This is a genomic window from Caballeronia insecticola (assembly GCF_000402035.1).
In the GTDB taxonomy this organism is placed as follows: Bacteria; Pseudomonadota; Gammaproteobacteria; order Burkholderiales; family Burkholderiaceae; genus Caballeronia; species Caballeronia insecticola.
Genome location: NC_021287.1, coordinates 797,933 through 824,818, shown reverse-complemented (window position 1 = coordinate 824,818; position 26,886 = coordinate 797,933). Strand labels below are relative to the sequence as shown.

Genomic DNA, 26,886 nt, shown 5'->3' with positions numbered 1-26,886 from the left:
TGCCGTTCAGCGCAGCAATTCCACGAACGACGAAATCAGGCGATCCATGTCGTTCGCATCGAGCGCGCCCATCGTCGAGATGCGGAACAGTTCCTTCGACAAACCGCCCTGCCCCGCGTAAATCACGAAGCCCTTGGCCTTCAGCGCGTCGTGCAGCGTCTCGTAGGTGACGCCCGCCGGCAGCCGGTACGCCCGCAATACCACCGACGATTCCTCCGGCGGCAACGCGCTCTCCATGCCGAGCGCGGCCAGACCCGCGCGCACTTGCTCCGCGAGCTTCGCGTAACGCGCGTGACGCGCGCGCCAGCCGCCTTCTTCCTCGAACTCGCGCAGCGCCTCGACGAGCGCGTAATACGCATGCACCGACGGCGTGAACGGCGTGTTGCGCGCGTCCTGCAACTTCGCGAGACGCGCGATGCCGAGGTAATAGTTGCGGCTCGCAGCCTGCGCCAGCGCGTCGCGCCGCGCGATCACGAACGCCGCGCCCGGCACGCCGTGCAGGCACTTGTTGGCCGTCGCGGCGATCGCGGCGATGCCGCCGCCGTCGAAATCGATCGCTTCGGCGCCGAAGCTGCTCACCGCGTCGAGCAGAAGGCCCACGCCACGCTGCGCGCAGGCGCGCGACAGTGCGTCGATGGCGTTCAGACGCCCCGTGGTGGTTTCGTGATGGATGATCGCGACGTTCGTGAACTTCTTGGTGTCGAGCAGCCTGACGATGGCGTCGATATCCGGCGCCTGCATCCACTCGTACTTCGCGACTTCATACTCGATGCCGTACTGCTGCGCGATCTGCGCGACACGGTCGCCGTACACGCCGTTCTCCACGACCAGCAGCCGCCCGCCTTCCGGCACGAGCCCGGCGATCATGCTCTCGACGGCCGCCGTGCCCGAGCCGGTCATGAGCACGGCGCTCCACTTGGCCGGATCGAGTTCGTAAGCCGCGACGAGACGGCGGCGCGCCTCGTCCTGAAGATCGAAGAACTCCGGCTCGCGATGGCACAAGTCGGTTTGCAGCAGGCTCTTGCGCACGCGTTCGCTCAGCGTGACAGGACCCGGATTGAGCAGCAGCATCAACGGCCTCCAATGTGTTTTTGCAAGCGGGCGCGGACGTCCTCGGGCGTGATCTTCGGGCGCGGCAGATCGCCCGGCGTGCCCGTTTTGATCGACAGACGCGCAAAGCGTGCGCCCGCGACATCCTTTGCGTCGAAGAGACGATCGATCACGCCGATGTCGTCGCCATCGAGCGCGAGCGCGTAACCGCACGCCGACGCGATCGACGCGAAATCGACGCCGCGCGACACCGTGGCCTGGCCGCCGGTCGATTCGTGCGCGCCGTTGTCCAGCAACAGATGAATCAGGTTCGACGGGCCGTACGCGCCGAGCGTCGCGAAGACGCCCATGCGCATGAGCGCGGCGCCGTCGCCGTCGAGCGCGATGACGCGCAAATCGGGGCGCGAGAGCGCGAGACCGAGCGCCATCGGCGTGACGCAGCCCATCGAGCCGACGAGATAAAGCTGATTCTCGCGGTCGTCGATTGCGTAGAGTTCGCGGCCGCAGAAGCCCGTGGATGCGAGCACGACCGTCGAATCCTTCGGCGTCCGCGCGATGACGCGTTCGAGCGCCGCGTGACGCGACACGCGCTCGCCTTGGAAGCGCGCGACGGGCGCGCGCTCGTCATGAACGCGCACGCCCGACAGCCCGGTCTTTTTGAGTTCGAACGGCGCGACGCTGCCCTTCTGCATGACGAGCGCATACGGACGGCCGGTGCTGTCCATGTGCGCGGTCGCGCGATCGAGCGCCGGACCGATCTCTTCAGCCTCGGTCGGGAACAGCTCCCACGGAATCTCCATCGTGTCGAGCATCTGCGGCGTGACCGGGCCCATCAGCGCGTGCTGCGGCTCGTCGGCGACGCCCGGCTGGCCGCGCCACGTGACGATCAGCAATTGCGGCAGACGGAACGTCCACGTGAGCGACGTGAGCGGGCTCACCGCGTTGCCGAGGCCGGAGTTCTGCATCATCGCGATGCCGCGGCGTTTTTTGTCGCCGCCCGCGGCACCCAAAGCGACGCCCGCGATCAGCGCAACCGCATCGCCTTCGTTCGCCGCCGAGACGTAATGAAGCGTCTCGTCCTGCAGCACGTAGTTGATAAAGGGCGTGAGATACGAGCACGGCACGCCCGCGTACCAGTCGAAACCGCGTTCGCGCGCGGCCTCGACGAACTGGGCGGCCTCAATCACGCGCGGTCTCCGTGCCGTCGATGCCTTCGGAACCGATCGGCGACTGGCCGTGCGCGAAATCGCCCGCGCGACGGAAGTCGTCGAGATCGTTCACGCCGCGCCAGTGGCCGTGCACGTATTGCACTTCGACCTTCTCGCCGGCGGCGATAAGCGCGTTCAGCAGCGCGGCCATGTCGAGCTTGCCGAAGTCCGGGCGCTTCTGCAGTTCCGCAAGGGTTGCGAGCAGCCGCTCACGCGCACCCGCGCGCACGTTGATGAGGCCCATCCAGCGGCCCTGCGGCGCGCGGCCCGTGTCGATACCCTGCCCCGCGCCGGCCACGCTTTCCAGCCACACTTTCTGGCCGAACAGCGCGCGGTCGTCGGCGGTCGAGCAGTAGGCGAAGTCGGTGCCCGCTTCGCCCGCCTGCGGCGTCTGCGACGAATCGACGACCACGCAGAAGTCGCTGTCGGAATCCACCAGATCGCGCAGGATGTAGCTGCGGAACAGCAGGTCGCCGTAGGAGATGACGGTATCGCCGTTCAGATGCGCCGCCGCGCAGGCAAGCGACGCGAGTTCGCCGGTCGACGCGTGCTGCTCGTTGACGACGAGCCGGATGCCGCCTTTATCGATCGCATCGGCGCGGTAACCGCCGACCACGGTGATGTCGTTGATGCTTTCTTTCTTGAACGCCTCGACGAGATGGCGCAAGAGCGGCTTGCCCGCGACCGGCAGCATCACCTTCGGGCGTTCTTCAGTCAGCGCTTCGAGGCCCGCGCCGCGGCTCGCCGCGAGCACGACCGCGCTGCGCTTCTCGTTGGCCGCGCTCAGATAGATGTTTTCGGCCGCCGAGTATTCGTCCGCGTCCTGCAGACGGAAGATTTCGTTGACCGACGCGATGCGGTCTTCCACGTTGACGAGCGTCTCGCTGTCGTGGATTTCCTTGGCGATCGCCTGCATCGCCGACACCGCGCCGCGAATCAGATGATTCGCCCAGATCACGCAGCTGATGCCTGCCTGACGGAAGGCGTCGGTCGGCGTGCTGTAGTACTTCGTCGGCACGATGACGAGCGGACCGCGCCCCGCCCATTCACGCGCGAACGTCAGGATTTCGTCCGGCTTCGACAGCTTGCTGTGGATCAGGATCGCGTCCGCGCCCGCCTGGCGATACGCTTCGGCGCGCTTCAACGCCTCTTCCATGCCCCAGCCCGCGATCAGCGCCTCGACGCGCGCCACGATCGAAAAGTTCGGATCGCTCTGCGAATCCTTGCCGGCCTTGATCTTGCCGCAGAACTCGTCCATGTCGGCGAGCGGCTGCGCTTCGCCGTTAATGAAGCTGTTGGTTTTCGGAAACTGCTTGTCCTCGATGCACACGCCCGCGATGCCGCGCTGCTCGAGCTTCTTCACCAGACGGCGCACGTTGTTGAAGTTGCCGTAGCCGGTGTCGCCGTCGAGCAGGATCGGCAGATCGCTCGCGTCGGCCATGAATTCGAGGTTGTCGACGACCTGCGTCCAGCTCGCTTCGTTGTTGTCGCGCACGCCGAACTGCGCCGAGATCGACAGGCCCGATCCCCAGATCGCCTTGAAACCGGCTTCCTTCGCGATGCGCGCCGACATGCCATTGTGCGCTTCCATCAGGAATTCGAGGCGGTTGCTTTGCAGCATCTCGCGCAGGCGCATCGAGCGCGAAAAGCCGACGGGAAGTTGTTCTGGTGCGTTCATCGCTGTAGTGCTCCTGTAGCTCCGGCAAACTGACGCAGCGCGTTCAATTGCGGCAGCACTTCGTCGGCCGCGCGCTTCACGTCGTTCTGAAAATCGATTTCGATCCACGGCGCGCCGGTGACATCGGCGATATCGAACGCGTGGGACGGGTTCTGCAAATTCTCCAGCAACAGATCGCGCACCGCCTCTTCATGCGGCATCTTCGCGCGGCCCGTCGCGACATACTCCGCGCAGATCTCGGCCAAGCGCGTGGCCGTCGCGTGATCGAAGCGGAAGAAGCCGACCGACTCGCCGATGGTGTCATACGCGAGGCCCGCGGCGACCTGCTTGCGCAGCTCCACCGGAACGCCGTTCTCGACACACAGCTTCACGGGTTCGTCGCCTGCTTCGAAATCGCGGTCGATCAAGAGACGGTTCACGCTGCCGCCCGCCACCAGCGGTTCGATGATGCGTTCGTCGTAGAGCACGTCGGCGTCCATCAGCAGGACGTCGCCGCCGCGCGTCATGGCTTCGCGCGCGGTGTGCACGGACAGCACGCTGCCCAGCGTGAATTCCTCGTTGACGACGATTTCGCTCGCGGGCTTCCAGTCGATCGACGCGAGTTCCGCCTCGATCTGCTCGCTCTTGAAGCCGGTCACGAAGACGACTTCGGTGACGCCCGCCGCCTTCAGAAAGTGCAGATGACGTTCGAGCAGCGAGGCATCACCAAAACGCAGCAGACATTTCGGCTTTTGCTGGCCTTCGGGCTGAACGAGGCGCAAGCCCATCCCGGCCGCAAGAATAATTGCGCGCATGGTTGTGTTCCCTTCGTGGGTGAGTCAGTCGATATCCGGCACACGCGCGAGACGGCGGCGCTGCCAGCCTTTTTCAACGAAATGCAGATAGACGATGCCCGGCACGCCGAGCAGCAATTCGCGCGCGCGCTTGGCGAGCGACAGCGCAAGCGCCGCTTCGGGCGGCAGGCCGATCATGCGCGCGAGCAGCAGATAGCCGCCCTCCTGCACGCCGAGCGAGCCGGGAATGGCGAAAGCGGCGCCGCGAATCGCCTGGCCGAGGCTCTCCAGCAGCAGCGCTTCGGTCCAGCCGACCGGATGGCCGAGCAGATGCAGCGCGAGCCACACTTCGCCCGTGCCGACGATCCAGCCGACGAGGCTCAACCCGAAGCTCGCCGCCACCTTGCCGCGCTCGCGGTAGAGATCGTGCACGGCTGCATCGACGGCTTCGGCGCGCGTGACGAGCGAGGACCAGTCGCGCTTGGCCGAAAAGCGCGCGGCGATGCCGGAGGCAAAGCGCATCGCGCGGCCAAAGAGCCCGCGCCGCTGCGCCAGATAGAAGCCGAAGATCATGACGCCGATCACGCCGATGACCGCGAGCACCGCGATCAGCAACGCCGACGACGAGCCGCCCGCCGCGTAACCGGTGAGCAGCACGACGCCCGCCAGCGCGAAAAGCAGTTGCGCGATGGTCTGCATCGTCGTGCTGATGGTGATGACGGCGGCTGCGTCGCGCGCGCGCATGCCGCGTTGCGCGAGATAGCGGACCATCAGCATCGGCCCGCCGATCTGCCCGGCGGGCATCAGGCTGTTCACGGATTCGCCGGCCCAGCGCGCGAGCAACGCGTCGCGCAGGGAGACGTTGCGTTCCTTCTCGGAGAACAGCACGCTGATCGCGATAGCATCGACGAAAAGCGGCACGAAGTGAAACGCCGCCACCGCGAGCAAGCCCCAGCCGGCCGCGGCGAGCGTGGCCGCGACGGAGCCGAAACCTTGCCAGCCGAGCAGCGCGACGAACAGCACCACACCGGCGGACAGCAGGAACGTGCCGGCGCGGCTCATGCCTGTCCGTTCTTGCCGCGGTTGCGGCGAAAGACCTGCCTGAATCCGAAATACGCGATCGAGTCTTTCATGTTCGAAATGAAACGCTGGAACGGCCGCATGTTGGGGTTGGTCACGTACTCGAACGTGAGCGACACGCGCATTTCGTTTTCGCCGAGCGGCGTGACGCGATGGCGCAGCTTGTCGCCGTCGAAGAACACGAACGCGCCGGGCGGATAGCGCACGGAACCCGGCTCGTCGGGCACGCCGGGCGTCTTCGTGTGCAGTTCGTATTCGAGCGCGCAGGACGAGTCGTCGATCACGCCGAGCAGCAGCGTGTAGCGGCGGCCTTCGTAATAGGAGGTGTCGTAATGCCAGCCTATGTGATCGCCCGGACGCGTATAGAAATACAGCGCGTAGGCGTGCGGATCGTCTTCCGGCGAGAGCTGCAACCGGTCGCCGGTGAGCGCCTCCAGCCACTTGATGAGCGCCTCCGACCGGTACAGGTCCGCGATGAACGGCGCGAGCTTGTCGAGCGTATGGCGGCTCACGCTGCCGCCCGCCTTGTGACCCGGCAGATAGTTGCGGTTCACGGCCGGTGTCACGTCGTGCACGGCGGCGATCAGGCGCTCGGTGAAATCGCGCGGCAGGAAGTCTTCGATATACAGAAACGAACTCTGCTGGCCGTATTCGTCGCGCAGTTTCGGCGTCGGCAGCGCGGCCAAGCGCGCGCTCAACGTCGAGTCGATGTCGCGCTTCGACGGGCGCGCGCTCGGCGTCGTATGCGCCCCGTGCGCCTCTTGCGCCGCCTGGGTCAGCGTGTTGTCCGGAGTTGCCGTATCGCTCATCTCACCGCCTGAAAATCGTTGCCGTCTTTTGCGTGCGACGCCTGCGCGCGACGCATCCGCTGCGCGACGCGCTGATGATCCACCGCCACATACACGGCGAAGAGCGGCGCGCCGATGGCCGCTGCGATCAGAAAAGGCGTCATGCCGTTCAGGATGGTCACGACCGGCAGCAGGTACAGCACGTCTTCGGTTTCGAAGCCGGCCATCGATGCCTGTTTCGTGCCCGACTTGCCGACCATCGACTCGATGCGCATGCGCAGGAAAAAGATCAGCGCGACCGCCACGCCCGCGAGCGCGCCGAGCCATTGCGCGGGCACGATCATCGACGGATGATGCACGGCCACGTAAAAGCCGATGCCGACGAACAGCAGCACGGTGACGAGCGCATCGCACGCGAGGTCATAAAAGTGGCCGATCTTGCTCGACTGCCCGCTGATGCGCGCGAGTTCGCCGTCCGTGTGGTCGACGAGATTCGACAGCGCGATCAGCAACGCGCCGAGCGTGCACATCCAGAACTGACCGAGCGACAGATAATACGCCCCGCCCAAACCGATGGCGAGGCGCAGCGTCGTCAGATGATTAGGCGTGACGGGAGTTCCGACGAGCGGTGTGACGAGACGGCGGGCAAGTCGCGCGTCCCAGGTAGCGGGCTCGGGAACGGCTTTGAGATTGGGCGGACACGATTTTGTCATCCCGCGAATATATCGCTTATTCGCCGAAACTGCATATATTGCGGCTTCCCCGCGCGACGGTAATTCCCTGTTTAGTCAAGGCGATCGGGCGTTTTTAAAACTTTGCTCATCGACCTGAACGAAATCGGGAGCAGCGGGCTCAGGAAATATTTTCCGATGCCTTCACCCGCGCCAAAAGCGGCTTCGCGCAGCAAAGCCGCCGCCCCGAATCGAGCCGTTCAGTCCACCGACTTCGACGCCGCCGGCGGCGCCGCGCTGCGCTCGTTCGAATTGAGCGACGCCGCCGTTTCGTTCGACATGCCGCCGTTCGTGTCCACCGGAAGCGTCACCGTGCGCACCGTTCCGTTGCCGAGCGGGAAGTTCGTGAGCGCGCTGCGCACGAGATACGGCATCGCCAGATAGAGCGACGGGTCGCCCGTCGAATTGACTGCCGTGACCTTATAGGTCTCGCGGCCGGTTTTGCGCTCGGTCATGCGGATTTGCAGCGCGTGAGTGTAGACCGGGTAGGTCTGATCGACGTAGCCCGTCGGCCCCCACGGACCGTAGCCGCCCCAGCCGCCGCCCCACGGTCCGCCCCAGTAAGGTCCACCCCACGGACCGCCGTACATCGGCCACGGATCGTAATAGATTGGCTGGCGCACGGTCATCGTGTCGCCGCGGACCGAATAGCCGATCGCCACCTGATAGTTCGCGCTCGCGTCGGGCACCTGGCGGAAGTTGTACTTCGCGAGTTCATTGGCGACGAGCGTCTCGTAAGTCGTCTGTTCGATGCTGTTCTGCTGCTCGTTCTTGCGCGCGAATGCGTAGGTGCGCGTCGTGTCGCTGCCGGTCCAGTCGGAGAAAGCCGTGACCTGCGTCTGAACGTAGGTCGTGCAGCCCGTGAGCCAGAGCGCCGCCAGCATCAGCAGCGCCCATTTGCCGAGCGATCCGCCCAGTGTTTTGATCGGGAAATTCATGGTCGTCCTCACTTCGTTCCGCACCCTTCTCAGTTATAGACAGCACCGGCGAGCCTTGCCCGGCGGCGTTCTTTATTGTGGGGTCCACGACGCGTTGCGCCGCCCGATTCACGATCTCCGGACGGCTTGTACAATGGTTCGACCAGGCGCACGCGCGTCGGTGCGCTCATTGTGCACGCACGAAACGCGGCGCCGCTCAATCCAACAATGAAGATCTTGCCATGTCTACCACGACCGCATCCGCTGTGATTCGCCGCCTGGACTACACGCCGCCGGCCTTTCTGATCGACTCCGTCGCGCTCGAGTTCGATCTCGTGCCGGCGCGCACGGTCGTTAAGAACACGATGAAGCTGCGCCGCAATCCCGAGGCGCAAGGCGACGCGCCCCGGCTCGAACTGATGGGCGAGCAACTCGAATTCGTGAGCGCCACGATAGACGGCGTTCCGCACGCGGATGTCCGCGTCAACGAGAACGGCCTGTCGATCGGCAGTCTTCCTGCCGGTGCTTTCGAGCTTAGCATCGAGAGCATCTGCAATCCGGCCGAGAACACGACGCTCTCCGGACTTTATGTCTCAAGCGGCAACTTCTTCACGCAGTGCGAGGCCGAGGGCTTCCGGCGCATCACGTATTTCCTCGATCGCCCGGACGTGATGGCGACTTACGTCGTGACCCTTCGCGCCGACAAGGCCGCGTATCCGGTGCTGCTGTCGAACGGCAATCTGATCGAGGAAGGCGATCTGCCCGACGGCCGCCATTTCGCCCGCTGGGAAGACCCGTTCAAGAAACCGAGCTATCTATTCGCGCTGGTCGCGGGCAAGCTGGTGTGCATCGAGGAGCGCATCAAATCGGGCTCGGGCAAGGAAAAACTGCTGCAGGTGTGGGTCGAGCCGCACGATCTCGACAAGACGCGCCACGCCATGGACTCGCTCATCCACTCGATTCGCTGGGACGAGAAGCGCTTCGGGCTGGAACTGGATCTGGACCGTTTCATGATCGTCGCGGTGAGCGACTTCAACATGGGCGCGATGGAGAACAAGGGCCTCAACATCTTCAACACGAAGTACGTGCTGGCCAATCCCGAAACCGCGACCGACACCGACTTCTCGAACATCGAGGCCGTGGTCGGCCACGAATACTTCCACAACTGGACCGGCAACCGCGTGACTTGCCGCGACTGGTTCCAGCTGAGCCTGAAGGAAGGCCTCACGGTATTCCGCGATCAGGAATTTTCCGCCGACATGGCCGCGGGCGACGTGGAAGGCGCCGCGAGCGCGGCAGCGCGCGCGACCAAGCGCATCGAGGATGTGCGCGTGCTGCGCCAGATGCAGTTCGCCGAGGACGCCGGCCCGATGGCGCATCCGGTGCGCCCGGAGAGCTACGTCGAGATCAACAATTTCTACACGATGACCGTCTACGAGAAAGGCTCGGAAGTCGTGCGGATGTATCAGACACTGTTCGGCCGCGACGGCTTCCGGCGCGGCATGGACCTGTACTTCAAGCGCTTCGACGGCCAGGCCGTGACCTGCGACGACTTCCGCCACGCCCTCGCCGACGCCAACCAGCGCGATCTGGCGCAGTTCGAAGGCTGGTACAGCCAGGCGGGCACGCCGCGCGTGTCCGTGCGCGCGAAGTACGACGCCGCGAACCGGCGCTACACGCTCACCCTCACGCAGGGCTATGGCGACACGTCCGACGCCGCGCGCGACACGCAAAAGACGCCGCTCCTGATTCCGTTCTCGGTCGGCCTGATCGGCAGCAACGGCGCGGACCTGCCGTTGCGCCTCGAAGGCGAGAAGGAGCCGAACGGTACGACGCGCGTGCTCGAATTCACGGAGCGCGAGCAGTCGTTCACTTTCGTCGATGTGACTGAAGCGCCGCTGCCGTCGCTGCTGCGCAATTTCTCGGCGCCGGTGATCGTCGAATACGACTATACGAACGAAGAACTCGCGTTTCTGCTCGCCCACGACAGCGATCCGTTCAACCGCTGGGAAGCCGGCCAGCGGCTCGCCACGCGCGAACTGCTCGCGCTCGCCGGGCGGGCGGCAAAGGGCGAGGCGCTTTCTATCGACGATCAGACGATCGCCGCGTTCGCCCGCGTCCTCGACGACACCACGCTCACGCCGGCCTTCCGCGAACTCGCGCTGATGCTGCCGTCGGAAAGCTATCTCGCCGAGCAGATGAGCGTGTCCGATCCCGCCGCCGTGCACGCGGCGCGCGTCTTCATGAGCCGGCGCCTGGCGTCGCAATTGCGCGACAAGTGGCTCGCGGCTTACGAGGCGAACCGCACGCCGGGCGGATATCGTCCGACGCCGGAAGACGCCGGCAAGCGCGGCCTCAAGAATCTCGCGCTCGCCTACCTGAGCCAGCTCGACGATCCGGCCGACGCCGTCAGGCTCGCGCAGGCCCAGTACGACGTCGCCGACAACATGACCGACCGCTCGGCCGCCCTCGCCGCCCTGCTGCTGGCAAGCGCGACTAACGGCGCCGACCCGGCCGCAGCCGACGCGGCGCTCGCGGATTTCTATCGCCGCTTCGAGAACGAGGCGCTCGTCATCGACAAATGGTTCGCGCTTCAGGCCACGCAGCGCGGCGGGCCGGATCGCAAGGTCATCGAGATCGTGCGCGGGCTGATGCAGCATCCCGCGTTCACGCTGAAGAATCCGAACCGCGCGCGCTCGCTAATTTTCAGTTTCTGCAGCGGCAACCCGGCGCAGTTCCACGCCGCTGACGGGTCCGGCTACGCCTTCTGGGCCGAACAGGTGATCGCGCTCGACGCGCTCAATCCGCAAGTCGCCGCCCGCCTCGCGCGCGGCCTCGAACTGTGGCGCCGTTTCACGCCGCAGTTGCGCGAAAAGATGCATGCGGCGCTGAGCGAAGTGGCATCGGAGGCAAAATCGCGGGATGTGCGCGAGGTGGTCGAAAAGGCGCTCGCCGCTTAAGCGCGGTTTCGCCTGAAGTTTTCGCCATCTCACGGCCGCGGTGCGAAGGGTTCGCGCTGCGGCCGTCGTTCTTTTGGCGAAAGCGCAACGGTTGTGCGAGGCGCTGTCATACGGAGCCGCCGGGTCGAGCGGTTAGAATCGTGAAATTCGTCTAACGCTCACGGAGTCCCGTATGTCCTCCATCTCCAGTCGCACTACGCTCACCAAGTATCTGATCGAGCAGCAGCGCGAGCACCAGAACCTGCCCGCCGATCTTCGCCTGTTGCTCGAAGTCGTCGCGCGGGCTTGCAAGCAAATCGGCTATCACGTGAGCAAAGGCGCGCTCGGCGAAGCGCTCGGCAGCGCCGGCAGCGAAAACGTGCAGGGCGAAGTCCAGAAAAAGCTCGATGTGCTCTCGAACGAAATTCTGCTCGAAGCCAACGAATGGGGCGGCAACCTCGCCGCGATGGCATCGGAAGAAATGGAAAAGATCTTCCCGATCCCTAACCGCTATCCGAAGGGCAATTATCTGCTGACGTTCGATCCGCTCGACGGCTCGTCGAACATCGACGTGAACGTGTCGATCGGCACGATCTTCTCGGTGTTGCGCTGCCCCGACGGCGTCGAGCCGAGCGAGCAGGCGTTCATGCAGCCGGGCTCGCAGCAGGTGGCCGCGGGCTATGCAGTGTACGGCCCGCAAACGGTGCTCGTGCTGACCACCGGCAACGGCGTGAACTGCTTCACGCTCGATCGCGAACTCGGTTCTTGGGTGCTCACGCAGCGCGACATGCAGGTTCCGGCCGAGACGCGCGAATACGCGATCAACGCGTCGAACAGCCGCCACTGGTACGAGCCGGTGCAACAGTACATCGGCGAGCTGAACGCCGGCCAGGACGGCCCGCGCAAAGAAGATTTCAACATGCGCTGGATCGCGTCGATGGTCGCGGACGTGCACCGTATTCTCACGCGCGGCGGCATCTTCATGTATCCGGCCGATCGCCGCGATCCGTCGAAGCCCGGCAAACTGCGCCTGATGTACGAAGCGAACCCGATGGCGTTCATCGTCGAACAGGCGGGCGGCGCCGCGACCAACGGCGAACAGCGCATCCTCGATATCGTTCCGACGAGCCTGCACCAGCGCGTCGCGGTGTTCCTCGGTTCGAAGAGTGAAGTGGACCGTGTGACCCGATATCATCTCGAAAAGAAAAATTGATTCAGGGTCTTGCGCAAATGAGAAAACGGTCGCTATAATCTTGTTTCTCTGATGCCGGAATAGCTCAGACGGTAGAGCAGCGCATTCGTAATGCGAAGGTCGGGGGTTCGATTCCTCTTTCCGGCACCATCAAGATTCAGGCAAAAAAAACCCGCGTTCACGCAAGTGACGCGGGTTTTTGCTTTGGGCGCTCGAAATACGATTGCGGCAACCCTCGCACGACTAAAGCTACGCTCGCGCCGAAACAATCTTCCGAATCCGTTCGAAATCAGCTTATCGGCGGCTGATCGCGCAAATCATTTGCGCTCATACAACGGTCGCCCGAACCATTCACACCCTGCGTGCGAATTCACCAATCGCCGTCAGCGATTTCACGTTACGCACCGCCGCCTGTCTGATTTGCGCGTTATGTGCGCTTTCGTACAACAACGAACCATTTTCCGCTCTGCACCATCAAGCGTCAACGATGGTTTCCCGGTATCGTTATATCCATAGAGGAAACGCTAGAGTTTAAGTGCGCGATGACTCCATCGACCGGCAAGCCACACTGGGCGCCGCTCCGAAGCCGGGTCATCACACTGGATATTCTGCAGTTTTTGCAGCGGGAGAATTGAGGGACGGTAATACATTACCGATGCTTGTTGTCCCAAAACACGAACGATCATGCGTCAGGCGATATACCTGCCGATTTTGCTCAAGTCGAATCGGCAGAAATCCGATAACGCATTTGAAGAGGGATCTGTATTCGTAATTCCGGCCGCGTGCGGCGGTGCAATAGCCGCATCGGCCAGTTGGCGCAATTGTGTGCAGTCATAGAGGAGAGAAATCATGGACGCGAAACCGACGAAAATCCCGACGCCCGACAAGGTGTTCTGTCCGGATCCGGAACCGGTTGGCGTCGAGTTTCTCGCGAGCGAGTTGCCCGAGCACGTCCGGGCCTTTTTCGACGAACAGCATAGCGCTGCGAAGTCGAAATAACAGGCGGACACGCTGGATCACCCCGTCGTCGTGAGAACGACGCCCGCCGCGCGCGGCGCACGCGGACCGCACGGTCCGCAAATGGCTTACGCCAGGATGCGTCGCGTCCGTCCTTCATGACCGTATTCGGGCGAGTCGTGCGTAGCGGCTCGTCCCTTCATCCGATCTTTCCCCGCCGGGTCTGAGCAGTGCGCTATTCTGGCGCTTTTGCCCGGATACCGATGCGCCGCCGATCGAACTCTTCCCTCCTCGCCTCCGTCGCCTGCGCGTGCGTACTCACGCTTGCGGCGCCCGCCTCCGCCCGCGCCGATGGCGACGACACCGCGTTCACCAACCTCATCGCCCTCGTCTCGCAGCGGCTCGCGCTCGCGGAACCGGTCGCACGCTGGAAGTGGGCGCATCAGGAGCCGGTCACCGATGCGCCGCGCGAAGACGCATTGCTCAAGCACGTCGGGGACAAGGCGCGCGCCGCGCAGGTCGATCCCGAGTTCGCGCGGCAGTTTTTCCGCGATCAGATCGAAGCGAGCAAGGACGTGCAAAACGCACTCTTCGCCAACTGGCGCGCGTTGAAAGCGGCGCCCGAAGGCGCGCCGCCGGATCTCGCGAAAGACACTCGGCCGAAGCTCGATCGCCTGACGGAGTCGCTCGTATCGGCGCTTGCACGAGTCGAGCCGATTCGCCACGGGGACGATTGCCCGATGCGCCTCGCGGAAAGCGTCGCGCGATGGAAGCATCTGACGCGCTACGACTCGTCGATGAACGCGCCGCTTGCACACGCGCTGTCGCATGTCTGCGCGAGCGGCGGTGTGGGCGCTGTCGGCTGAGTTTGCTGATGAGCTTTCGGGCTAAACGGCGCCCGCGAGTGTATCGACTGTGAGCGGCGTGACGGCCAGACCGCGTGCGAGACGCTCGCTCAATATCCGATACGTCGATAGCTCGAACGCCGGCGCCGCGATGCCCGCGCGCAAAGCGCCGGCCTGCGCGAGCGTATCGACGGAGCCAAGATACTGCCAGTTGTCGATGATGTGCCACACGCGTTGCGCCGACGCCGCGTCGCGCTCTTCAATGGCAATCGCGCCCGCATAAGGCCAAGGCGCGCCGCGCAACTCGACGGCACGCGTCTTCGGCGCGCGATTATGCGCCGGACGCTTCGCCGCGACCCATTGCGCTTCGGCCAGCAATGCGCCGATTTCGCCGCCAGTCGCCATCCACTCGACGCGGCGAACCAGCGCCGCCAAACGCAAATCCTTCGCCGATCGACGCGGACCGACAAGATGCGAGCGCACGCGCTGACGCAGCCGCACGCTTCGTCCGGCGTAGAGCGGTGTGTCGTCGTCGCCGTAAAACAGATAGACGCCGCAGCCCGCGGGAATGCGCTCGATCGTGTCTTCATCGATATGCGCGGCGAGCTGGAACCGGCGCGTCACGCGTTCGAGATGCGCCTGCATGATGTCCGGCGCGTGCGCGCGATGCAGGTGCTGCCAGAACTGCCAGAGGAGATCGGCGTCGGCGAGCGCGCGGTGCCGCGCCGAGGGCACGAGCGCGTGCCGCTGCACGAGCGCATCGAGACCGTGACGGCTCTCGGCCGGATACACGGCACGCGAGAGTTGCACCGTGCACAGCACGTCGGGCACGAAACGCAGACCGACACGCTTGAACTCGCCCTTCAGGAAGCCGTGATCGAAATGCGCGTTGTGCGCGATGAACAAGCGGCCGGTCATGCGTTCGAGCAGGCTCGCGGCGAGTTGCTCGAAGGTGGGAGCGTCGCGGACCATCGCGTCGTCGATGCCGGTGAGTTGCTGGATGAACGCGGGAATCGGCTTCTGCGGGTTGACGAGCGACGTCCACTGCGACACGCCCTGCGGACCAACCTCGACAATGCCGATTTCGGTGATGCGGTCGACGCCGAATGTCCCGCCCGTGGTTTCGAGGTCTACGAATACGACGGGCTCGGAGGGGTACGCGAAGCTGGATGAAGATTCGAGGTGCATCATGAACGGCGGATGAATCGGCGCGAGGGGCCGCGGAGAAGTAATTGCGCGATGGCGGACGGATTGCCCATTCTAACGCAGCGTGACTGAACGGGCTGGGATGGAAAATTGGCGCGATTCTATTTCTCGGCCTGCTTTTTCTTGTCTGCGCGCGGAGATTACCAGCCAAATCGAACTAGTCGGTTTTGCGACCTCGCGTATTTGAGAGGTCAAAACACAAGTCGCGCTGCAATAGTGACTAACCCGTAATATTTTTCCCTAATTAACTTTGGGCCGCGTTTCCACTGTCTTCAAGCGCCTGCGCGCGCTGGCGAACCAGGAAATATTGCAGTCGCCGCCCACGCGGCAGCCCGCCAAGCACCGTGGGCGAGGCGCGGCGCCACGCCGTCATCCTCAGCACAGAAAGAGTGATTGAATCGGCGGCGACGAGTTAAACAAATAGAATCGCCTGATCGTCGGCAATATTAATACCGCTTTCAAGGATTTGTCCAAAGCTGATTGGAAATTAATTAATCCCCGCACTCAGATTTTTCCGATTTATTCGCACCAACGACGCGCATTGCCCGCCCGAATAACATTACGTTCGTAACTGAATTATTCGAATCGTAAGTGTTTACTCGCCTTGCCCGATCCTACGACATTAAGCAATATGAAGACATAATCGCTATTAAAATGTAAGGGAGGCCGATTCTGATGACTCATCTCAAGCGCGTCACGCAGTGGTTCAAATCGTTCGCCGCGCCGTCCATTACATCGGATACGCAAGTCGCTTCAGTGCTGGAATTCGATCCTGCCTGGCACGGCGATCACTGGCAGAACCTTCTCTCGTCGCCCATGGATGCCCGTCACTACGTGATGGAAGACTGGTCGACGCCGCTGGATGACGATCTCGTCGCGCCGGAAACCGAGCCCGCGAGCGCCCATTCCGAAGGCTAGATCCGCATAGGCGCGCGGCAAAAAAAAAGCGCGACCGGGAAGTCGCGCTGACAAAGTTTGGAGATCTTTTCCGTCAACGAAAAAGTCTGCTTCGGAAAGCAGAGACGCCAGTATAACGATACGTCCCGTATAAATTACTCACGAAAATCGCAAACTTCTGTTTCTAAAATCTCAACAATCCGATTTTCAGAATCCTGGTGTTGCTTTTCCCCGTCATTTGTTGTCGCGCATGCGCAACGCTAATTGGTTGACACCTTCCGCCTTACGCCTTTATTCGCACATAAACCGTTGTAAATAAAGAAGAATATGTGCCGCCGCAATCATTGCGGCCAGAAGAATGGTTTATTGCGGAAATCGGAACCTCCCGTCTGTAACACCGTCTTTACACTTCGTCTGGTCCGGAAACAAATGTGTCGGTGCCCGATGCATTGCTCCTCCGCCCGCGCCTCTCGCAGCGCATCGGAGCGAGGTTTCCTCAAAGCTGGGTCTCGGGCCCATTCTGCTCTCGGAGTTACAAAGATGAAAAAGACTCTCATGGTCGCAGCCCTGACGGGCGTTTTTGCCACCGCAGCCCATGCACAAAGCAGCGTCACGCTGTACGGCCTGATCGATGCAGGCATCACGTACACGAACAACAACGTGGCGGTCGCAGGCGGCGACGGTCACAGCAACTGGAAGGCGACGAGCGGTTCCGTCAACGGCAGCCGTTGGGGCCTGCGCGGCGCTGAAGACCTCGGCGGCGGCCTGAAGGCAATCTTCACGTTGGAAAACGGCTTCAACATCATGAACGGCACGAACGGCCAAGGTGGTCGCGAGTTCGGCCGTCAGGCGTTCGTCGGTCTGTCGAGCACGCAGTTCGGTGCCGTGACCCTCGGCCGTCAGTATGACTCCGTGGTGGACTTCATCGGCCCGCTGGCCCTGACCGGCACGCAATACGGCGGCACGCAGTTCGCCCACCCGTTCGACAACGACAACCTGGACAACACGTTCCGCGTCAACAACTCGATCAAGTACACGAGCGCGAACTACGCTGGCTTCAAGCTGGGCGCGATGTACGGCTTCTCGAACGAAGCAGGCGGCTTTGCGGATAACCGTGCTTACAGCATCGGCGCATCGTACAACTACGGCCCGTTGAACATTGCAGGCGCGTACATGCAACTGAACAACGTCGGCTCGCCGACCAACAACGTCAACGGCGCGGTCACGACCGACAACACGCCGTTCTCGGCTGGCCGTCAGCGCATCTTCGGCGGCGGCATCAACTACGCGTTCGGCCCGGCGACGGTCGGCTTCGTCTTCACGCAGACGATGCTGGACGACGCTACGTCGCTGAACAACGTGGCAACGAACGCAGGCAACATCAACCTGGGCGACAGCCACGTTCGCTTCACGAACTACGAAGTCAACGGCCGTTACAACCTGACGCCGGCTCTGTCGATCGCAGGGGCTTACACCTACACCGACAGCCGTATCGCAGGCGAAAAGCCGAAGTTCCACCAGGTCAGCCTGCAAACGGCGTACGCGCTGTCGAAGCGTACCGACGTGTACCTGCAAGGCGAATATCAGCACATGACGGACGACGACAATCTGCCGATCGGCGCGACGATCAACGGCGTGGGTATGTCGTCGTCGTCGAACCAGGTTTCGGCAACGGTTGGCGTGCGTCACCGCTTCTAAGACTGGCTTCGAGCTTTACAGGCAGTTCAGTTGTAGAAAAGCCGCTCTTCGGAGCGGCTTTTTTTCGTCTGCGCGATGCGTTGCGACTAGCTCAATGCGGCGGATACCGCACATCGAGGATATCGATCTGCTGCACGCCCGCGGGCGTATGCAGCGCGACGGTATCGCCGATCTTCGCCTTCAGCAGCGCCCGCGCGACCGGCGAGATCCAGCTCACGAAGCCGCGATCGAGATCCACCTCGTCGACGCCCACGATCGTCACCGTCTTCACGTCGCCATCGTCGGCGGCATAGTCCACCGTCGCACCGAAGAAGACCTGATCGACGTTCTCCTGCTTGCTGCTGTCCACCACTTCCGCGAGATCCAGGCGCTTGCCGAGAAAGCGGATGCGCCGGTCGATTTCGCGCAGCCGCCGCTTGCCGTAGATATAGTCGCCATTCTCCGATCGATCCCCGTTCGATGCCGCCCACGAAACGAGCCTGACCACCTCCGGCCGCTCGTTGTCGAGCAGTTGCAGGAGTTCGTCACGCAGGCGCTGATGACCGGCCGGCGTGATGTAGTTTTTCGTTCCTGCCGGGACATCAGGCTGGCCGAGTTCGAGGTCGTCGTCGCTGTCGTCCGACTCTTTGACAAATGCCTTATTCATGATGCGAATCTTCTTGGAATTTCCGGAAAGTCACGCTTTCAAAACATCAAGTTACCACGCCGGACGCTGTCTTCGTCGAAGAAGCATCGAGAATTCGACCGAAAACCCTTCCTTTTTGGAACAGGCTTGGCTATAATTCCGCTTCTGCGTGCGGCTGTAGCTCAGTTGGATAGAGTACTTGGCTACGAACCAAGGGGTCGTGGGTTCGAATCCTGCCAGCCGCGCCACTTCTTCGCGATGTTGTCAAACATGACAATGTCGCCGCGCTTAACCATAAGCGCATGACGTCACAAAGCAGTACCAGTTTGCGTGCGGCTGTAGCTCAGTTGGATAGAGTACTTGGCTACGAACCAAGGGGTCGTGGGTTCGAATCCTGCCAGCCGCGCCATCTTTCGAAGGGCCTTCCATACGGAAGGCCCTTTTTGTTTGTCCTCAACTTCTTCGCCCGTTTCGCGTCTATACCCGCGGCGTAGAGCCGATGTCGCCAATATGCTGGTCGGGCGTCGGCATATCCTCCACCGACGTCACCGCGCTCGATTCCCCGATCGCTTCGGCGCGCACGCCCAGCAGCGATTGCGGACGGCGCAGGAATTCCTCTTCCACGGTGTCGCCAAACGCCTGCCGCACGAACGCCCGCAACAGCGCGATGCGCAGCGACGGCCCGCGCCCTTCCACAGCCGCGCCGTCCTTGCCGAAGCTCACGCTGCACACCACCTCGCCGCGCCCGTGATCGTGCATTTCGAGCTTGCAGGCGCGCTCCAGCACGACGGCGGCCGCCTCCCATGACGTCGACGGCAGGAACCGTCCATCCCAAGGCTTGCCGCGGTCGTTGCCGCGGATGGAGAGCGTCTCTCCGCTGTCGGTGAAGTGGATTTCGCGGACGAAGTCGTGCAGCCCGCGCGCGACCCAGTAGTCGAGCGTGGGACCTTCGAGATCAGATGTGTTCATTGCGGCGCTCTCCTCGTCGATTGACGACGGCCATGCACGCCGCGTTCCCGCGCCGGATCAGTAGTCGGCGCGTTCCCGGTCGATGCGCATGCCGCCGTCCTGATTGCGATGATGCGGTTCGTCACTCGGACGCTCGCGCGCAATGCGCATCACGTCCGGATTGGTTCTTACGCGGCGCATGACGTTGGCGAGATGCACGCGGTCGCTCACCTGAATGACGAAGCGCAGCAGCTTCGCTTCCTGCGATACGTCTTCGTCCATCGCGATATGCACGATGTTCGCGTCCGCCGACGTGATGTCCGCCGCCACGCGCGCGAACACGCCCTTGGTGTTCTTGACGAGCACCTTCACGGCGACATCGAACAGGCGGCCCGGCTGCGGCGCCCACGCGACGTCGATCCAGCGGCCCGGATCGCGCCGGTGAATGCGTTGCGCGACGCGGCACTCGGTGGTGTGAATCGCCATGCCGAGCCCGATGCCGATATAGCCCATGATGTCGTCGCCGGGAATGGGACGGCAGCACGGCGACAACTGCACCGACATGCCTTCCGTGCCCGTGATGACCACCGGCGGCGCGGTATTGGTGTTCGTGTGCTCGCGCGGATGGTCTTCGTCGTCGCGGCCGTTCATCAGCACTTCGATGCGCTTGGCCATGACCGCCGCCACGCGCCGGCCGAGACCGATGTCCGCGAAAATTTCCTGACGCGTCTTGTTGCCGGTCCACTGCACGAGCTTTTCCCACACTTCCGGCGTAACCTCCGACAGCGCGAGGCCGTAGCCCTTCAGACTCTGGTCGACGAGCCGCTCGCCCAGTTGCACGGACTCGTTCAGGCGCATCGTCTTCAGATAGTGACGGATGGCCGAGCGCGCCTTGCCGGTGCGCACGAAACCGAGCCACGCGGGATTCGGCTTCGAATACGGCGCGGTGATCACTTCGACGATATCGCCGCTCTTCAGCTCCGTGCGCAGCGGCAGAAGCTCGTTGTTGATCTTCACCGCGACGCACTGGTTGCCCAGGTCGCTGTGGATCGAATACGCGAAGTCGAGCGCGGTTGCGCCGCGCGGCAGCGGCATGATCTTCGACTTCGGCGTGAAAACGTAGACCGCGTCCGGGAACAGGTCGATCTTGACGTGTTCGAGGAATTCGCTCGAATCGCCCGCTTCGCTTTGAATGTCGAGCAGCGACTTGAGCCATTGATGCGCGCGCTTCTGCACGTCGTTCAGATCCGCGCCGCCGTTCTTGTAGAGCCAATGCGCCGCGACGCCGGCCTCGGCGATCTCGTGCATCTTGCGCGTGCGGATCTGGAACTCGATCGGCGCACCGAACGGGCCGACCAGCGTGGTGTGCAACGACTGATAGCCGTTGACCTTCGGAATCGCGATGTAATCCTTGAACTTGCCCGGCACCGGCTTATAGAGCGCATGCAGCGCGCCGATACACGTATAGCATTCGAGCGCGCTCTCGACGACGACACGGAACCCGTACACGTCGAGCACCTGCGAGAACGACAACTGTTTGTCGCGCATCTTTTTATAGATGCTGTAGATGGTTTTCTCGCGGCCGGTGACTTCGGCGTTGATCTTCGCATCTGCAATGGTGCGCTGCACTGCTTCGAGAATCTTGCCGACCACTTCGCGCCGGTTGCCGCGCGCCGCCTTCACCGCCTTTTCGAGCGTGGCGTAACGGGTCGGATTGAAATTCGCGAAGCTCAGATCCTGCAGTTCGCGATAGGTATTGTTCAGACCGAGCCGATGCGCGATCGGCGCGTAAATGTCGAGCGTCTCGCGCGCGACACGCCGGCGTTTCTCCGGCGGCACCGCGCCGAGCGTGCGCATGTTGTGCAGCCGGTCGGCCAGCTTGACGAGAATGACGCGCACGTCGCGCGCCATCGCGAGCAGCATCTTGCGGAAGTTTTCCGCCTGCGCTTCCTCGCGATTGCGGAATTCCATCTTGTCCAGCTTGGACAGGCCGTCGACGAGTTCCGCGACCTTCGCGCCGAAGCGCTCCGCGATCTCGGCCTTGGTGACGCCCTGGTCCTCGATCACGTCGTGCAGCAGCGCCGCCATGATCGATTGCGCATCCAGTTTCCAGCCCGCGCAAATTTCCGCGACGGCCACCGGATGCGTGATGTACGGCTCGCCGCTCTGGCGATATTGCCCGAGATGCGCTTCGTCGCTGAAGTGGAACGCCGACTTGACTTCCTTGATCTCCTCGGCGGAGATGTAGTTCGCGAGCCCGTTGGTGAGCTTCGCGATGGAAACGACGTCGTGCTTGCGCGGCTGTTCAGGCGTTGCGGTCGGGCCGAACAAATGTCGAAACGACTGTTCGAGGACCGCGTCGATATATTTGCGCGCCGCGTGCGGCTTGTCCGCATCGAGCATCGAATCCTGATCGATTTCGATGTCCGGATCCACGGAAGCGGAGATGGGCAATGGTGTCTGACTCATCCTCGCCTCCGTGTTGGTGCGACGCGCTGATACGTCGGTTGCAAAAAGTGAAACGGGTAGACGATAAAAAACGGCGCCGTTAGACGGGCACCTTCTTCAACATTTCGATGCCAACCTGACCGGCCGCGATCTCGCGCAGCGCGACGACGGTGGGCTTGTCACGGCTTTCGATCTTCGGCGTATGGCCTTGCGCGAGCTGGCGCGCACGGTACGTTGCCGCGAGCGCGAGCTCGAAGCGATTCGGGATTTGTTTCAGGCAGTCTTCGACAGTGATGCGGGCCATGTTTGTTTCCTTCTCGATATGGGTTTTATTCTACCTTATGTGACCGCTATGACCCGGCCACGGCGGTGCGTCATGCCTGCGGCGTGGAGTGAATTCCCAGGTCCACGAAAAGCTGCGTGTTGCGTGCGTATTGCGACGTGAAGCGCAAACGCGTCGCGGCCACGAGACAGCGCAACTCCGTGAGCGCGCGATCGAAGTTCTCGTTGATCACGACATACTCCGCTTCCGATGCATGCGCCATCTCGCTACCCGCCGCGAGCAGACGCCGCACGATGACCTTTTCGGAATCCTGGCCGCGTTTCTTCAGGCGGTCTTCGAGCGCATCCAGCGACGGCGGCAGAATGAAAATCTCCACCGCATTGCGGAACTGTTTCTTCACCTGCTGCGCGCCTTGCCAGTCGATTTCGAGCAGCACGTCATGGCCGTTCGTCATCTGGTCCTCGATCCACACCTTCGAGGTCGCGTAGTAGTTGCCGTGCACTTCGGCGCTTTCGAGGAACTCGCCTTTCTTGTGCCGCTCCATGAACTCGTCGACGGATACGAAGTGATACTGCACGCCGTTGGTTTCCTTCGAGCGCGCCTCGCGCGTCGTGTACGAAACCGACAGGCGAATGGCTTCGTCCTCGGCGAGCAGCGCGTTCACGAGCGTGGACTTGCCCGCGCCCGACGGCGCGACCACCATGAACAGATTGCCCGGATAAATGCCCGTGTAGTGGCTGTGCGAGCGGTGCGTAGTGTTCGGCATGATGTTGCGTTACTCCAGATTCTGAACTTGTTCGCGCATCTGCTCGATGAGCAGCTTGAGCGTCATCGAGGCATCGGCGAGTTCCTTCGCGGCGGCCTTCGAGCCGAGCGTGTTGGCTTCGCGGTTGAGCTCCTGCATCATGAAGTCGAGCCGCTTGCCGACCTTGCCGCCCTTTTGCAGCACGTGGCGCGTCTCGGTCAGATGCGCGGTGAGACGTTGCAATTCCTCGGCGATATCGATGCGGATACCGTACATCGTCACTTCCTGGCGGATGCGCTCGGCGATTTCCTCGCGCGGCACGCTGGTCGCGATCGTTGTATGGGCGCCGTCGGACGTCGCGATGCCGAGTGCGTCCTGCAGGCGCTCGACGATCTTCTGCTGATGCTTCGCGATCAGTTCCGGCACAAGCGGCGTGATGCGCGCGACGATGGTTTCCATCTCCGTCACGTTGTTGATGAGCACCGCGCCGAGCGCCGCGCCTTCACGCGCGCGCACATCGATGAGATCCGCGATCGCCTGCTTGCCGCACGCGAGCACGGCTTCGCGCAGCGTGTCCTGCGACACCGAGCTTTCCGCGAGCACGCCCGGCCAGCGCAGGATTTCGCCGGTGCGCATGCGTTCGGAGTCGGGGAATACGTCGAGCACGGCGCGCTCGAGCGTGGCGAGTTGCGTGAGCGCCTCGCGATTGAGCGCGCCCGCGTTGGCCGTCTGCTCGACGCGATTCAGGTTGATGCGGATATCGACCTTGCCGCGCGAGAGCTTGTTCATCAGCATTTCGCGCAATTGCGGCTCTGTTGCGCGCACGTCTTCGGGCATGCGGAAATTCAGGTCGAGAAAGCGCGAATTCACCGTGCGCAATTCAACCGATACACCGACGCCCGAACCGCCCGCGCCATTGGGTCCGGCGCCCGCCGCGACGACTTCGCGCGTCGCGCTGGCATAGCCTGTCATGCTGTAGATCATGGTACGTCTCGCGATATGAAGCCTTCGTTGCGAAGGCCTGTTCGATACGGAGCGCCCGGCGCTCTCGAAAGTGCCTTGGGAGTGGCACGCGTTTGGCCGCCGGACGTGGAATCCGCATTATCCCATTTTTGGCGCGAGGCCCGCCCATGCGGCGGTTCCCGCTGCTTGCGGCTGCGGCGATCCTGCACCGCGCGCGCAACGCCCCCATGGGATTGGCGATAAAATCCTGCGTTGTCGCGCGGATTCCGCTTCAACGGCGCGCCTTCCATCTCATCCTTCGACATCCATGACCGACTCTCCCCTGCTCAAGTCTTCTCCCCCGCGCCCGAGCGGCCGCCGCGCGAATCAGTTGCGCGACGTGCGCATCACGCGGAATTACACGAGGCACGCGGAAGGCTCGGTGCTCGTCGAATTCGGCGATACCAAGGTGATCTGCACGGCGAGCATCGCCGAACGCGTGCCCGAATTCCTGCGCGGACGCGAGCAAGGCTGGCTCACCGCGGAATACGGTATGCTGCCGCGCGCCACGCATACGCGCAGCGACCGCGAAGCCGCGCGCGGCAAACAGACGGGCCGCACCCAGGAGATTCAGCGCCTGATCGGCCGCGCGCTGCGTTCGGTGTTCGATCTCAACGCGCTCGGCGCGCGCACGCTGCATATCGATTGCGACGTCATCCAGGCCGACGGCGGCACGCGCACGGCAAGCATCACGGGCGCGTTCGTCGCCGCACACGATGCGGTCGGCAAACTGCTCGCCACCGGCAAGATCGCGAAATCGCCGGTGAAAGATTTCGTCGCGGCGATTTCGGTCGGCGTTTTCGAAGGTTCTCCGGTGCTCGATCTCGACTACGACGAAGACTCGCAGTGCGACACCGACATGAACGTCGTGATGACGGGATCGGGCGGTTTCGTCGAGGTGCAGGGCACGGCGGAAGGCGCGCCGTTCTCGCGCGAAGAGATGAACGAACTCATCGCGCTTGCCGACGGCGGCATCAAGGCGCTCGTCCTGAAACAAAAAGAAGCGCTGGGGATTCAAGGTGTCTGACGCGCAATCTCCCGGAGGGCTCGGGCGGGTCGTGCTCGCATCGAACAATGCGGGCAAGCTGCGCGAATTTGCGTCGCTGCTGGATGCGGCGGGCATCGAACTGATCGCGCAGGGCGAACTCGGCGTGCCCGAGGCGCCCGAGCCGCACGCGACCTTCGTCGAGAACGCGCTCGCGAAGGCGCGGCACGCGTCGGCGCTCACCGGCCTGCCCGCACTCGCCGACGATTCCGGCCTCTGCGTGCGCGCGCTGAACGGCGCGCCGGGCGTGTATTCGGCGCGCTATGCGTCGATGGACGGCGGCGAGAAGAGCGATGCCGCGAACAACGCGCGCCTCGTCGCCGCGCTGGCGGGCGTCGCCGAGCGCCGCGCGTATTACTTCTGCGTGCTGGTGCTCGTGCGTCACGCGGACGACCCCGAGCCGCTCATCGCGGAAGGCCGCTGGCACGGCGAAGTGCTCGACGCGCCGCGCGGCGAGAACGGCTTCGGTTACGACCCGTATTTCTATCTGCCGCCGCTCGGTGCGAGCGCCGCCGAACTCGATCCCGCGCGCAAGAACGCGCTGAGCCATCGCGCGCTCGCCTTGCGCGACCTGTTGCAACGACTGAGGGAACTTGCGTGAGCGCCGGACCGAAGACAATCAACGTCGTGCAGGCGTTCACGTCGCCGGGCAGCATCCGGCTGACGTCGCTGCCGCCGCTCTCGCTGTACGTGCATTTCCCGTGGTGCGTGCGCAAGTGTCCGTATTGCGATTTCAACTCGCACGAATGGAAAGACGACGCCTTCCCTGAAGAACGCTATCTCGACGCATTGCGCGCCGATCTGGAAAGCGCGTTGCCGCTCGTGTGGGGACGGCAGGTGCATACGATCTTCATCGGCGGGGGCACGCCTTCGCTGCTGTCGGCGAAAGGGCTCGACCGGCTGCTGTCCGATGCGCGCGCGCTGCTGCCCATCGATGCCGATGCCGAGATCACGCTCGAAGCCAATCCCGGCACGTTCGAGGCCGCGAAGTTCGCGTCGTTTCGTGCGAGCGGCGTGAACCGTTTGTCGATCGGCATCCAGAGTTTCGACGAAGCGCATCTGAAGGCGCTCGGCCGCATCCACGATGCCACGCAGGCGCGCAAAGCCGTCGAGATTGCGGCGAAGCATTTCGACAACTTCAATCTCGATCTCATGTTCGCGCTGCCGCAGCAGTCGCTCGAGGAATGCGGCCGGGACATCGAGACGGCGCTGTCGTTCGCGCCGCCGCATCTGTCGCTGTATCACCTGACGATGGAGCCGAACACGCTCTTCGCCAAGTATCCGCCCGCCCTTCCCGACGACGATGCCGCCGCCGACATGCAGGACTGGATTCACGACCGCACGCGCGCGGCGGGCTACGAACGCTACGAAGTCTCGGCGTATGCGAAGCCGCATCACAAAAGCCGCCACAACCTCAATTACTGGCGCTTCGGCGATTACCTCGGCATCGGCGCGGGCGCGCACACGAAGCTGTCGTTTCCGTCGAAGATCTTGCGTCAGGCGCGCTTCAAGCATCCCGCGAGCTACATGGACCAGGCGCTTTCTTCGGCAGCCGGAAGCGCGATTCAAGAAGAGCGCGACGTCGGCCCGCGCGATCTGCCGTTCGAATTCATGCTGAACACGCTGCGTCTCGTCGAAGGCTTTCCGGTGCATGCGTTCGTCGAGCGCACGGGTCTCGCGCTGTCGGCGATCGAACCCGCGCTTGTCGAGGCGGAGAAGCGCGGACTCATCACGCGCAGCATCGAACGGATTGCGCCGACGGAACTCGGCCAGCGTTTTCTCAACGATCTGCAGGAGCTGTTCTTGAAGGACGTGAAAAATTGAGCGCGCC

24 protein-coding genes and 3 tRNA genes are annotated in these 26,886 nt (G+C 63.2%); 12 read left to right on the top strand and 15 right to left on the bottom strand.

What is annotated here, in order from left to right; all coding sequences use genetic code 11:
• Nucleotides 1-6 precede the first annotated feature (6 nt).
• The 8 genes from BRPE64_RS03795 to BRPE64_RS03760 all read right to left on the bottom strand — a co-directional run bounded on the left by BRPE64_RS03795 (nucleotide 7) and on the right by BRPE64_RS03760 (nucleotide 8,246).
• Nucleotides 7-1,071: a 2-aminoethylphosphonate aminotransferase gene (locus BRPE64_RS03795; RefSeq protein WP_016344688.1), complete on the bottom strand. Its 1,065-nt coding sequence runs from the start codon at nucleotides 1,069-1,071 to the stop codon at nucleotides 7-9.
• On the bottom strand, nucleotides 1,071-2,237 hold the full coding sequence (gene aepY, locus BRPE64_RS03790) for a phosphonopyruvate decarboxylase (RefSeq protein WP_016344687.1): 1,167 nt from the start codon (nucleotides 2,235-2,237) through the stop codon (nucleotides 1,071-1,073). The genes BRPE64_RS03795 and aepY overlap by 1 nt, the downstream gene beginning before the upstream one ends.
• Entirely contained in the window at nucleotides 2,230-3,936 is a 1,707-nt protein-coding gene (gene aepX / locus BRPE64_RS03785; protein WP_016344686.1) for a phosphoenolpyruvate mutase, read from the bottom strand. The genes aepY and aepX overlap by 8 nt, the downstream gene beginning before the upstream one ends.
• Nucleotides 3,933-4,730, bottom strand: a complete 798-nt coding sequence (locus BRPE64_RS03780; RefSeq protein ID WP_044041225.1) for a phosphocholine cytidylyltransferase family protein — start codon at nucleotides 4,728-4,730, stop codon at nucleotides 3,933-3,935. The genes aepX and BRPE64_RS03780 overlap by 4 nt, the downstream gene beginning before the upstream one ends.
• A gap of 24 nt (nucleotides 4,731-4,754) precedes the next feature.
• The gene (locus BRPE64_RS03775) at nucleotides 4,755-5,771 is read right to left on the bottom strand and encodes a flippase-like domain-containing protein (protein ID WP_016344684.1); all 1,017 of its coding nucleotides are present in this window, start codon (nucleotides 5,769-5,771) and stop codon (nucleotides 4,755-4,757) included.
• Nucleotides 5,768-6,598 carry a HalD/BesD family halogenase gene (locus BRPE64_RS03770; RefSeq protein ID WP_016344683.1) on the bottom strand — a complete coding sequence of 277 codons (831 nt, stop codon included), beginning with the start codon at nucleotides 6,596-6,598 and terminating at the stop codon, nucleotides 5,768-5,770. The genes BRPE64_RS03775 and BRPE64_RS03770 overlap by 4 nt, the downstream gene beginning before the upstream one ends.
• The gene (locus BRPE64_RS03765; RefSeq protein WP_044041224.1) at nucleotides 6,595-7,290 is read right to left on the bottom strand and encodes a CDP-alcohol phosphatidyltransferase family protein; all 696 of its coding nucleotides are present in this window, start codon (nucleotides 7,288-7,290) and stop codon (nucleotides 6,595-6,597) included. Before BRPE64_RS03765 ends, BRPE64_RS03770 begins: the two co-directional genes overlap by 4 nt.
• Nucleotides 7,291-7,508: 218 nt before the next feature.
• Entirely contained in the window at nucleotides 7,509-8,246 is a 738-nt protein-coding gene (locus BRPE64_RS03760; protein ID WP_016344680.1) for a DUF4136 domain-containing protein, read from the bottom strand.
• 221 nt (nucleotides 8,247-8,467) lie between these two features.
• On the opposite strand from BRPE64_RS03760, the gene pepN reads away from it, so the two are divergent.
• From pepN to BRPE64_RS03735, 5 genes are all read left to right on the top strand, one after another.
• Nucleotides 8,468-11,185, top strand: coding sequence for an aminopeptidase N (gene pepN / locus BRPE64_RS03755; protein ID WP_044041223.1), 2,718 nt, complete (start codon nucleotides 8,468-8,470; stop codon nucleotides 11,183-11,185).
• A gap of 172 nt (nucleotides 11,186-11,357) precedes the next feature.
• The gene (locus tag BRPE64_RS03750) at nucleotides 11,358-12,377 is read left to right on the top strand and encodes a class 1 fructose-bisphosphatase (RefSeq protein WP_016344678.1); all 1,020 of its coding nucleotides are present in this window, start codon (nucleotides 11,358-11,360) and stop codon (nucleotides 12,375-12,377) included.
• A 53-nt stretch (nucleotides 12,378-12,430) separates the two neighbouring features.
• A tRNA-Thr gene (locus tag BRPE64_RS03745) sits at nucleotides 12,431-12,506 on the top strand.
• 699 nt (nucleotides 12,507-13,205) lie between these two features.
• A complete protein-coding gene (locus BRPE64_RS33410; protein ID WP_016344677.1) occupies nucleotides 13,206-13,355 on the top strand; it encodes a hypothetical protein in 150 nt (49 codons plus the stop codon).
• 221 nt (nucleotides 13,356-13,576) lie between these two features.
• Nucleotides 13,577-14,179, top strand: a complete 603-nt coding sequence (locus BRPE64_RS03735) for a chorismate mutase (protein WP_016344676.1) — start codon at nucleotides 13,577-13,579, stop codon at nucleotides 14,177-14,179.
• A gap of 21 nt (nucleotides 14,180-14,200) precedes the next feature.
• Here the strand turns inward: BRPE64_RS03735 and BRPE64_RS03730 are convergent, their stop codons facing one another.
• Nucleotides 14,201-15,349 (bottom strand): 3'-5' exonuclease family protein, encoded by a 1,149-nt coding sequence (locus BRPE64_RS03730; RefSeq protein WP_016344675.1) that lies wholly within the window; start codon nucleotides 15,347-15,349, stop codon nucleotides 14,201-14,203.
• A 690-nt stretch (nucleotides 15,350-16,039) separates the two neighbouring features.
• Between BRPE64_RS03730 and BRPE64_RS03725 the strand changes: the two genes are divergently transcribed.
• Together BRPE64_RS03725 and BRPE64_RS03720 are read left to right on the top strand one after the other, a co-directional pair.
• Nucleotides 16,040-16,282, top strand: a complete 243-nt coding sequence (locus BRPE64_RS03725; protein ID WP_016344674.1) for a hypothetical protein — start codon at nucleotides 16,040-16,042, stop codon at nucleotides 16,280-16,282.
• 519 nt (nucleotides 16,283-16,801) lie between these two features.
• The gene (locus BRPE64_RS03720; RefSeq protein ID WP_044041222.1) at nucleotides 16,802-17,959 is read left to right on the top strand and encodes a porin; all 1,158 of its coding nucleotides are present in this window, start codon (nucleotides 16,802-16,804) and stop codon (nucleotides 17,957-17,959) included.
• Between the two features lie 91 nt (nucleotides 17,960-18,050).
• Here the strand turns inward: BRPE64_RS03720 and greB are convergent, their stop codons facing one another.
• On the bottom strand, nucleotides 18,051-18,605 hold the full coding sequence (gene greB / locus BRPE64_RS03715; RefSeq protein ID WP_016344671.1) for a transcription elongation factor GreB: 555 nt from the start codon (nucleotides 18,603-18,605) through the stop codon (nucleotides 18,051-18,053).
• A 150-nt stretch (nucleotides 18,606-18,755) separates the two neighbouring features.
• Here greB and BRPE64_RS03710 point away from each other — a divergent pair.
• Both BRPE64_RS03710 and BRPE64_RS03705 read left to right on the top strand, forming a co-directional pair.
• Nucleotides 18,756-18,832: transfer RNA gene (locus BRPE64_RS03710), tRNA-Arg, on the top strand.
• Nucleotides 18,833-18,916: 84 nt separating this feature from the next.
• Nucleotides 18,917-18,993: transfer RNA gene (locus BRPE64_RS03705), tRNA-Arg, on the top strand.
• Between the two features lie 68 nt (nucleotides 18,994-19,061).
• Here BRPE64_RS03705 and BRPE64_RS03700 read toward each other — a convergent pair.
• The 5 genes from BRPE64_RS03700 to BRPE64_RS03680 all read right to left on the bottom strand — a co-directional run bounded on the left by BRPE64_RS03700 (nucleotide 19,062) and on the right by BRPE64_RS03680 (nucleotide 23,992).
• Complete coding sequence (locus tag BRPE64_RS03700; protein WP_016344670.1) at nucleotides 19,062-19,553, bottom strand: phage protein NinX family protein; 492 nt, start codon at nucleotides 19,551-19,553, stop codon at nucleotides 19,062-19,064.
• 57 nt (nucleotides 19,554-19,610) lie between these two features.
• Entirely contained in the window at nucleotides 19,611-22,001 is a 2,391-nt protein-coding gene (locus tag BRPE64_RS03695) for a RelA/SpoT family protein (RefSeq protein ID WP_173405432.1), read from the bottom strand.
• Between the two features lie 79 nt (nucleotides 22,002-22,080).
• Nucleotides 22,081-22,284, bottom strand: coding sequence for a DNA-directed RNA polymerase subunit omega (rpoZ, locus tag BRPE64_RS03690; protein WP_006999799.1), 204 nt, complete (start codon nucleotides 22,282-22,284; stop codon nucleotides 22,081-22,083).
• 70 nt (nucleotides 22,285-22,354) lie between these two features.
• Nucleotides 22,355-23,029 carry a guanylate kinase gene (gene gmk / locus BRPE64_RS03685; protein WP_016344668.1) on the bottom strand — a complete coding sequence of 225 codons (675 nt, stop codon included), beginning with the start codon at nucleotides 23,027-23,029 and terminating at the stop codon, nucleotides 22,355-22,357.
• 9 nt (nucleotides 23,030-23,038) lie between these two features.
• Entirely contained in the window at nucleotides 23,039-23,992 is a 954-nt protein-coding gene (locus BRPE64_RS03680) for a YicC/YloC family endoribonuclease (RefSeq protein ID WP_016344667.1), read from the bottom strand.
• A 286-nt stretch (nucleotides 23,993-24,278) separates the two neighbouring features.
• Here BRPE64_RS03680 and rph point away from each other — a divergent pair, with 286 nt between their 5' ends.
• Genes rph through hemW form a run of 3 tightly spaced genes read left to right on the top strand, consistent with a single transcriptional unit; the run spans nucleotide 24,279 to nucleotide 26,879 of the window.
• Nucleotides 24,279-25,037, top strand: coding sequence for a ribonuclease PH (gene rph / locus BRPE64_RS03675; protein ID WP_016344665.1), 759 nt, complete (start codon nucleotides 24,279-24,281; stop codon nucleotides 25,035-25,037).
• The gene (gene rdgB / locus BRPE64_RS03670; RefSeq protein WP_044041221.1) at nucleotides 25,030-25,656 is read left to right on the top strand and encodes an RdgB/HAM1 family non-canonical purine NTP pyrophosphatase; all 627 of its coding nucleotides are present in this window, start codon (nucleotides 25,030-25,032) and stop codon (nucleotides 25,654-25,656) included. Before rph ends, rdgB begins: the two co-directional genes overlap by 8 nt.
• A complete protein-coding gene (gene hemW / locus BRPE64_RS03665) occupies nucleotides 25,653-26,879 on the top strand; it encodes a radical SAM family heme chaperone HemW (RefSeq protein WP_016344663.1) in 1,227 nt (408 codons plus the stop codon). Before rdgB ends, hemW begins: the two co-directional genes overlap by 4 nt.
• Nucleotides 26,880-26,886: the final 7 nt, after the last annotated feature.

Bases quoted from the DNA above. Each gene is read 5' to 3' on its own strand.
- BRPE64_RS03760 (WP_016344680.1), bottom strand. From the start codon at position 8,246: ATGAATTTCCCGATCAAAACACTGGGCGGATCGCTCGGCAAATGGGCG.
- BRPE64_RS03775 (WP_016344684.1), bottom strand. From the start codon at position 5,771: ATGAGCCGCGCCGGCACGTTCCTGCTGTCCGCCGGTGTGGTGCTGTTC.
- BRPE64_RS03780 (WP_044041225.1), bottom strand. From the start codon at position 4,730: ATGCGCGCAATTATTCTTGCGGCCGGGATGGGCTTGCGCCTCGTTCAG.
- greB (WP_016344671.1), bottom strand. From the start codon at position 18,605: ATGAATAAGGCATTTGTCAAAGAGTCGGACGACAGCGACGACGACCTC.
- BRPE64_RS03700 (WP_016344670.1), bottom strand. From the start codon at position 19,553: ATGAACACATCTGATCTCGAAGGTCCCACGCTCGACTACTGGGTCGCG.
- gmk (WP_016344668.1), bottom strand. From the start codon at position 23,029: ATGCCGAACACTACGCACCGCTCGCACAGCCACTACACGGGCATTTAT.
- BRPE64_RS03695 (WP_173405432.1), bottom strand. From the start codon at position 22,001: ATGAGTCAGACACCATTGCCCATCTCCGCTTCCGTGGATCCGGACATC.
- BRPE64_RS03725 (WP_016344674.1), top strand. From the start codon at position 16,040: ATGACTCATCTCAAGCGCGTCACGCAGTGGTTCAAATCGTTCGCCGCG.
- BRPE64_RS03770 (WP_016344683.1), bottom strand. From the start codon at position 6,598: ATGAGCGATACGGCAACTCCGGACAACACGCTGACCCAGGCGGCGCAA.
- BRPE64_RS03720 (WP_044041222.1), top strand. From the start codon at position 16,802: ATGAAAAAGACTCTCATGGTCGCAGCCCTGACGGGCGTTTTTGCCACC.
- BRPE64_RS03730 (WP_016344675.1), bottom strand. From the start codon at position 15,349: ATGATGCACCTCGAATCTTCATCCAGCTTCGCGTACCCCTCCGAGCCC.
- BRPE64_RS03680 (WP_016344667.1), bottom strand. From the start codon at position 23,992: ATGATCTACAGCATGACAGGCTATGCCAGCGCGACGCGCGAAGTCGTC.
- rpoZ (WP_006999799.1), bottom strand. From the start codon at position 22,284: ATGGCCCGCATCACTGTCGAAGACTGCCTGAAACAAATCCCGAATCGC.
- pepN (WP_044041223.1), top strand. From the start codon at position 8,468: ATGTCTACCACGACCGCATCCGCTGTGATTCGCCGCCTGGACTACACG.
- BRPE64_RS03750 (WP_016344678.1), top strand. From the start codon at position 11,358: ATGTCCTCCATCTCCAGTCGCACTACGCTCACCAAGTATCTGATCGAG.
- BRPE64_RS03735 (WP_016344676.1), top strand. From the start codon at position 13,577: ATGCGCCGCCGATCGAACTCTTCCCTCCTCGCCTCCGTCGCCTGCGCG.
- BRPE64_RS03795 (WP_016344688.1), bottom strand. From the start codon at position 1,071: ATGCTGCTGCTCAATCCGGGTCCTGTCACGCTGAGCGAACGCGTGCGC.
- BRPE64_RS03765 (WP_044041224.1), bottom strand. From the start codon at position 7,290: ATGACAAAATCGTGTCCGCCCAATCTCAAAGCCGTTCCCGAGCCCGCT.
- BRPE64_RS33410 (WP_016344677.1), top strand. From the start codon at position 13,206: ATGGACGCGAAACCGACGAAAATCCCGACGCCCGACAAGGTGTTCTGT.
- rph (WP_016344665.1), top strand. From the start codon at position 24,279: ATGACCGACTCTCCCCTGCTCAAGTCTTCTCCCCCGCGCCCGAGCGGC.
- aepX (WP_016344686.1), bottom strand. From the start codon at position 3,936: ATGAACGCACCAGAACAACTTCCCGTCGGCTTTTCGCGCTCGATGCGC.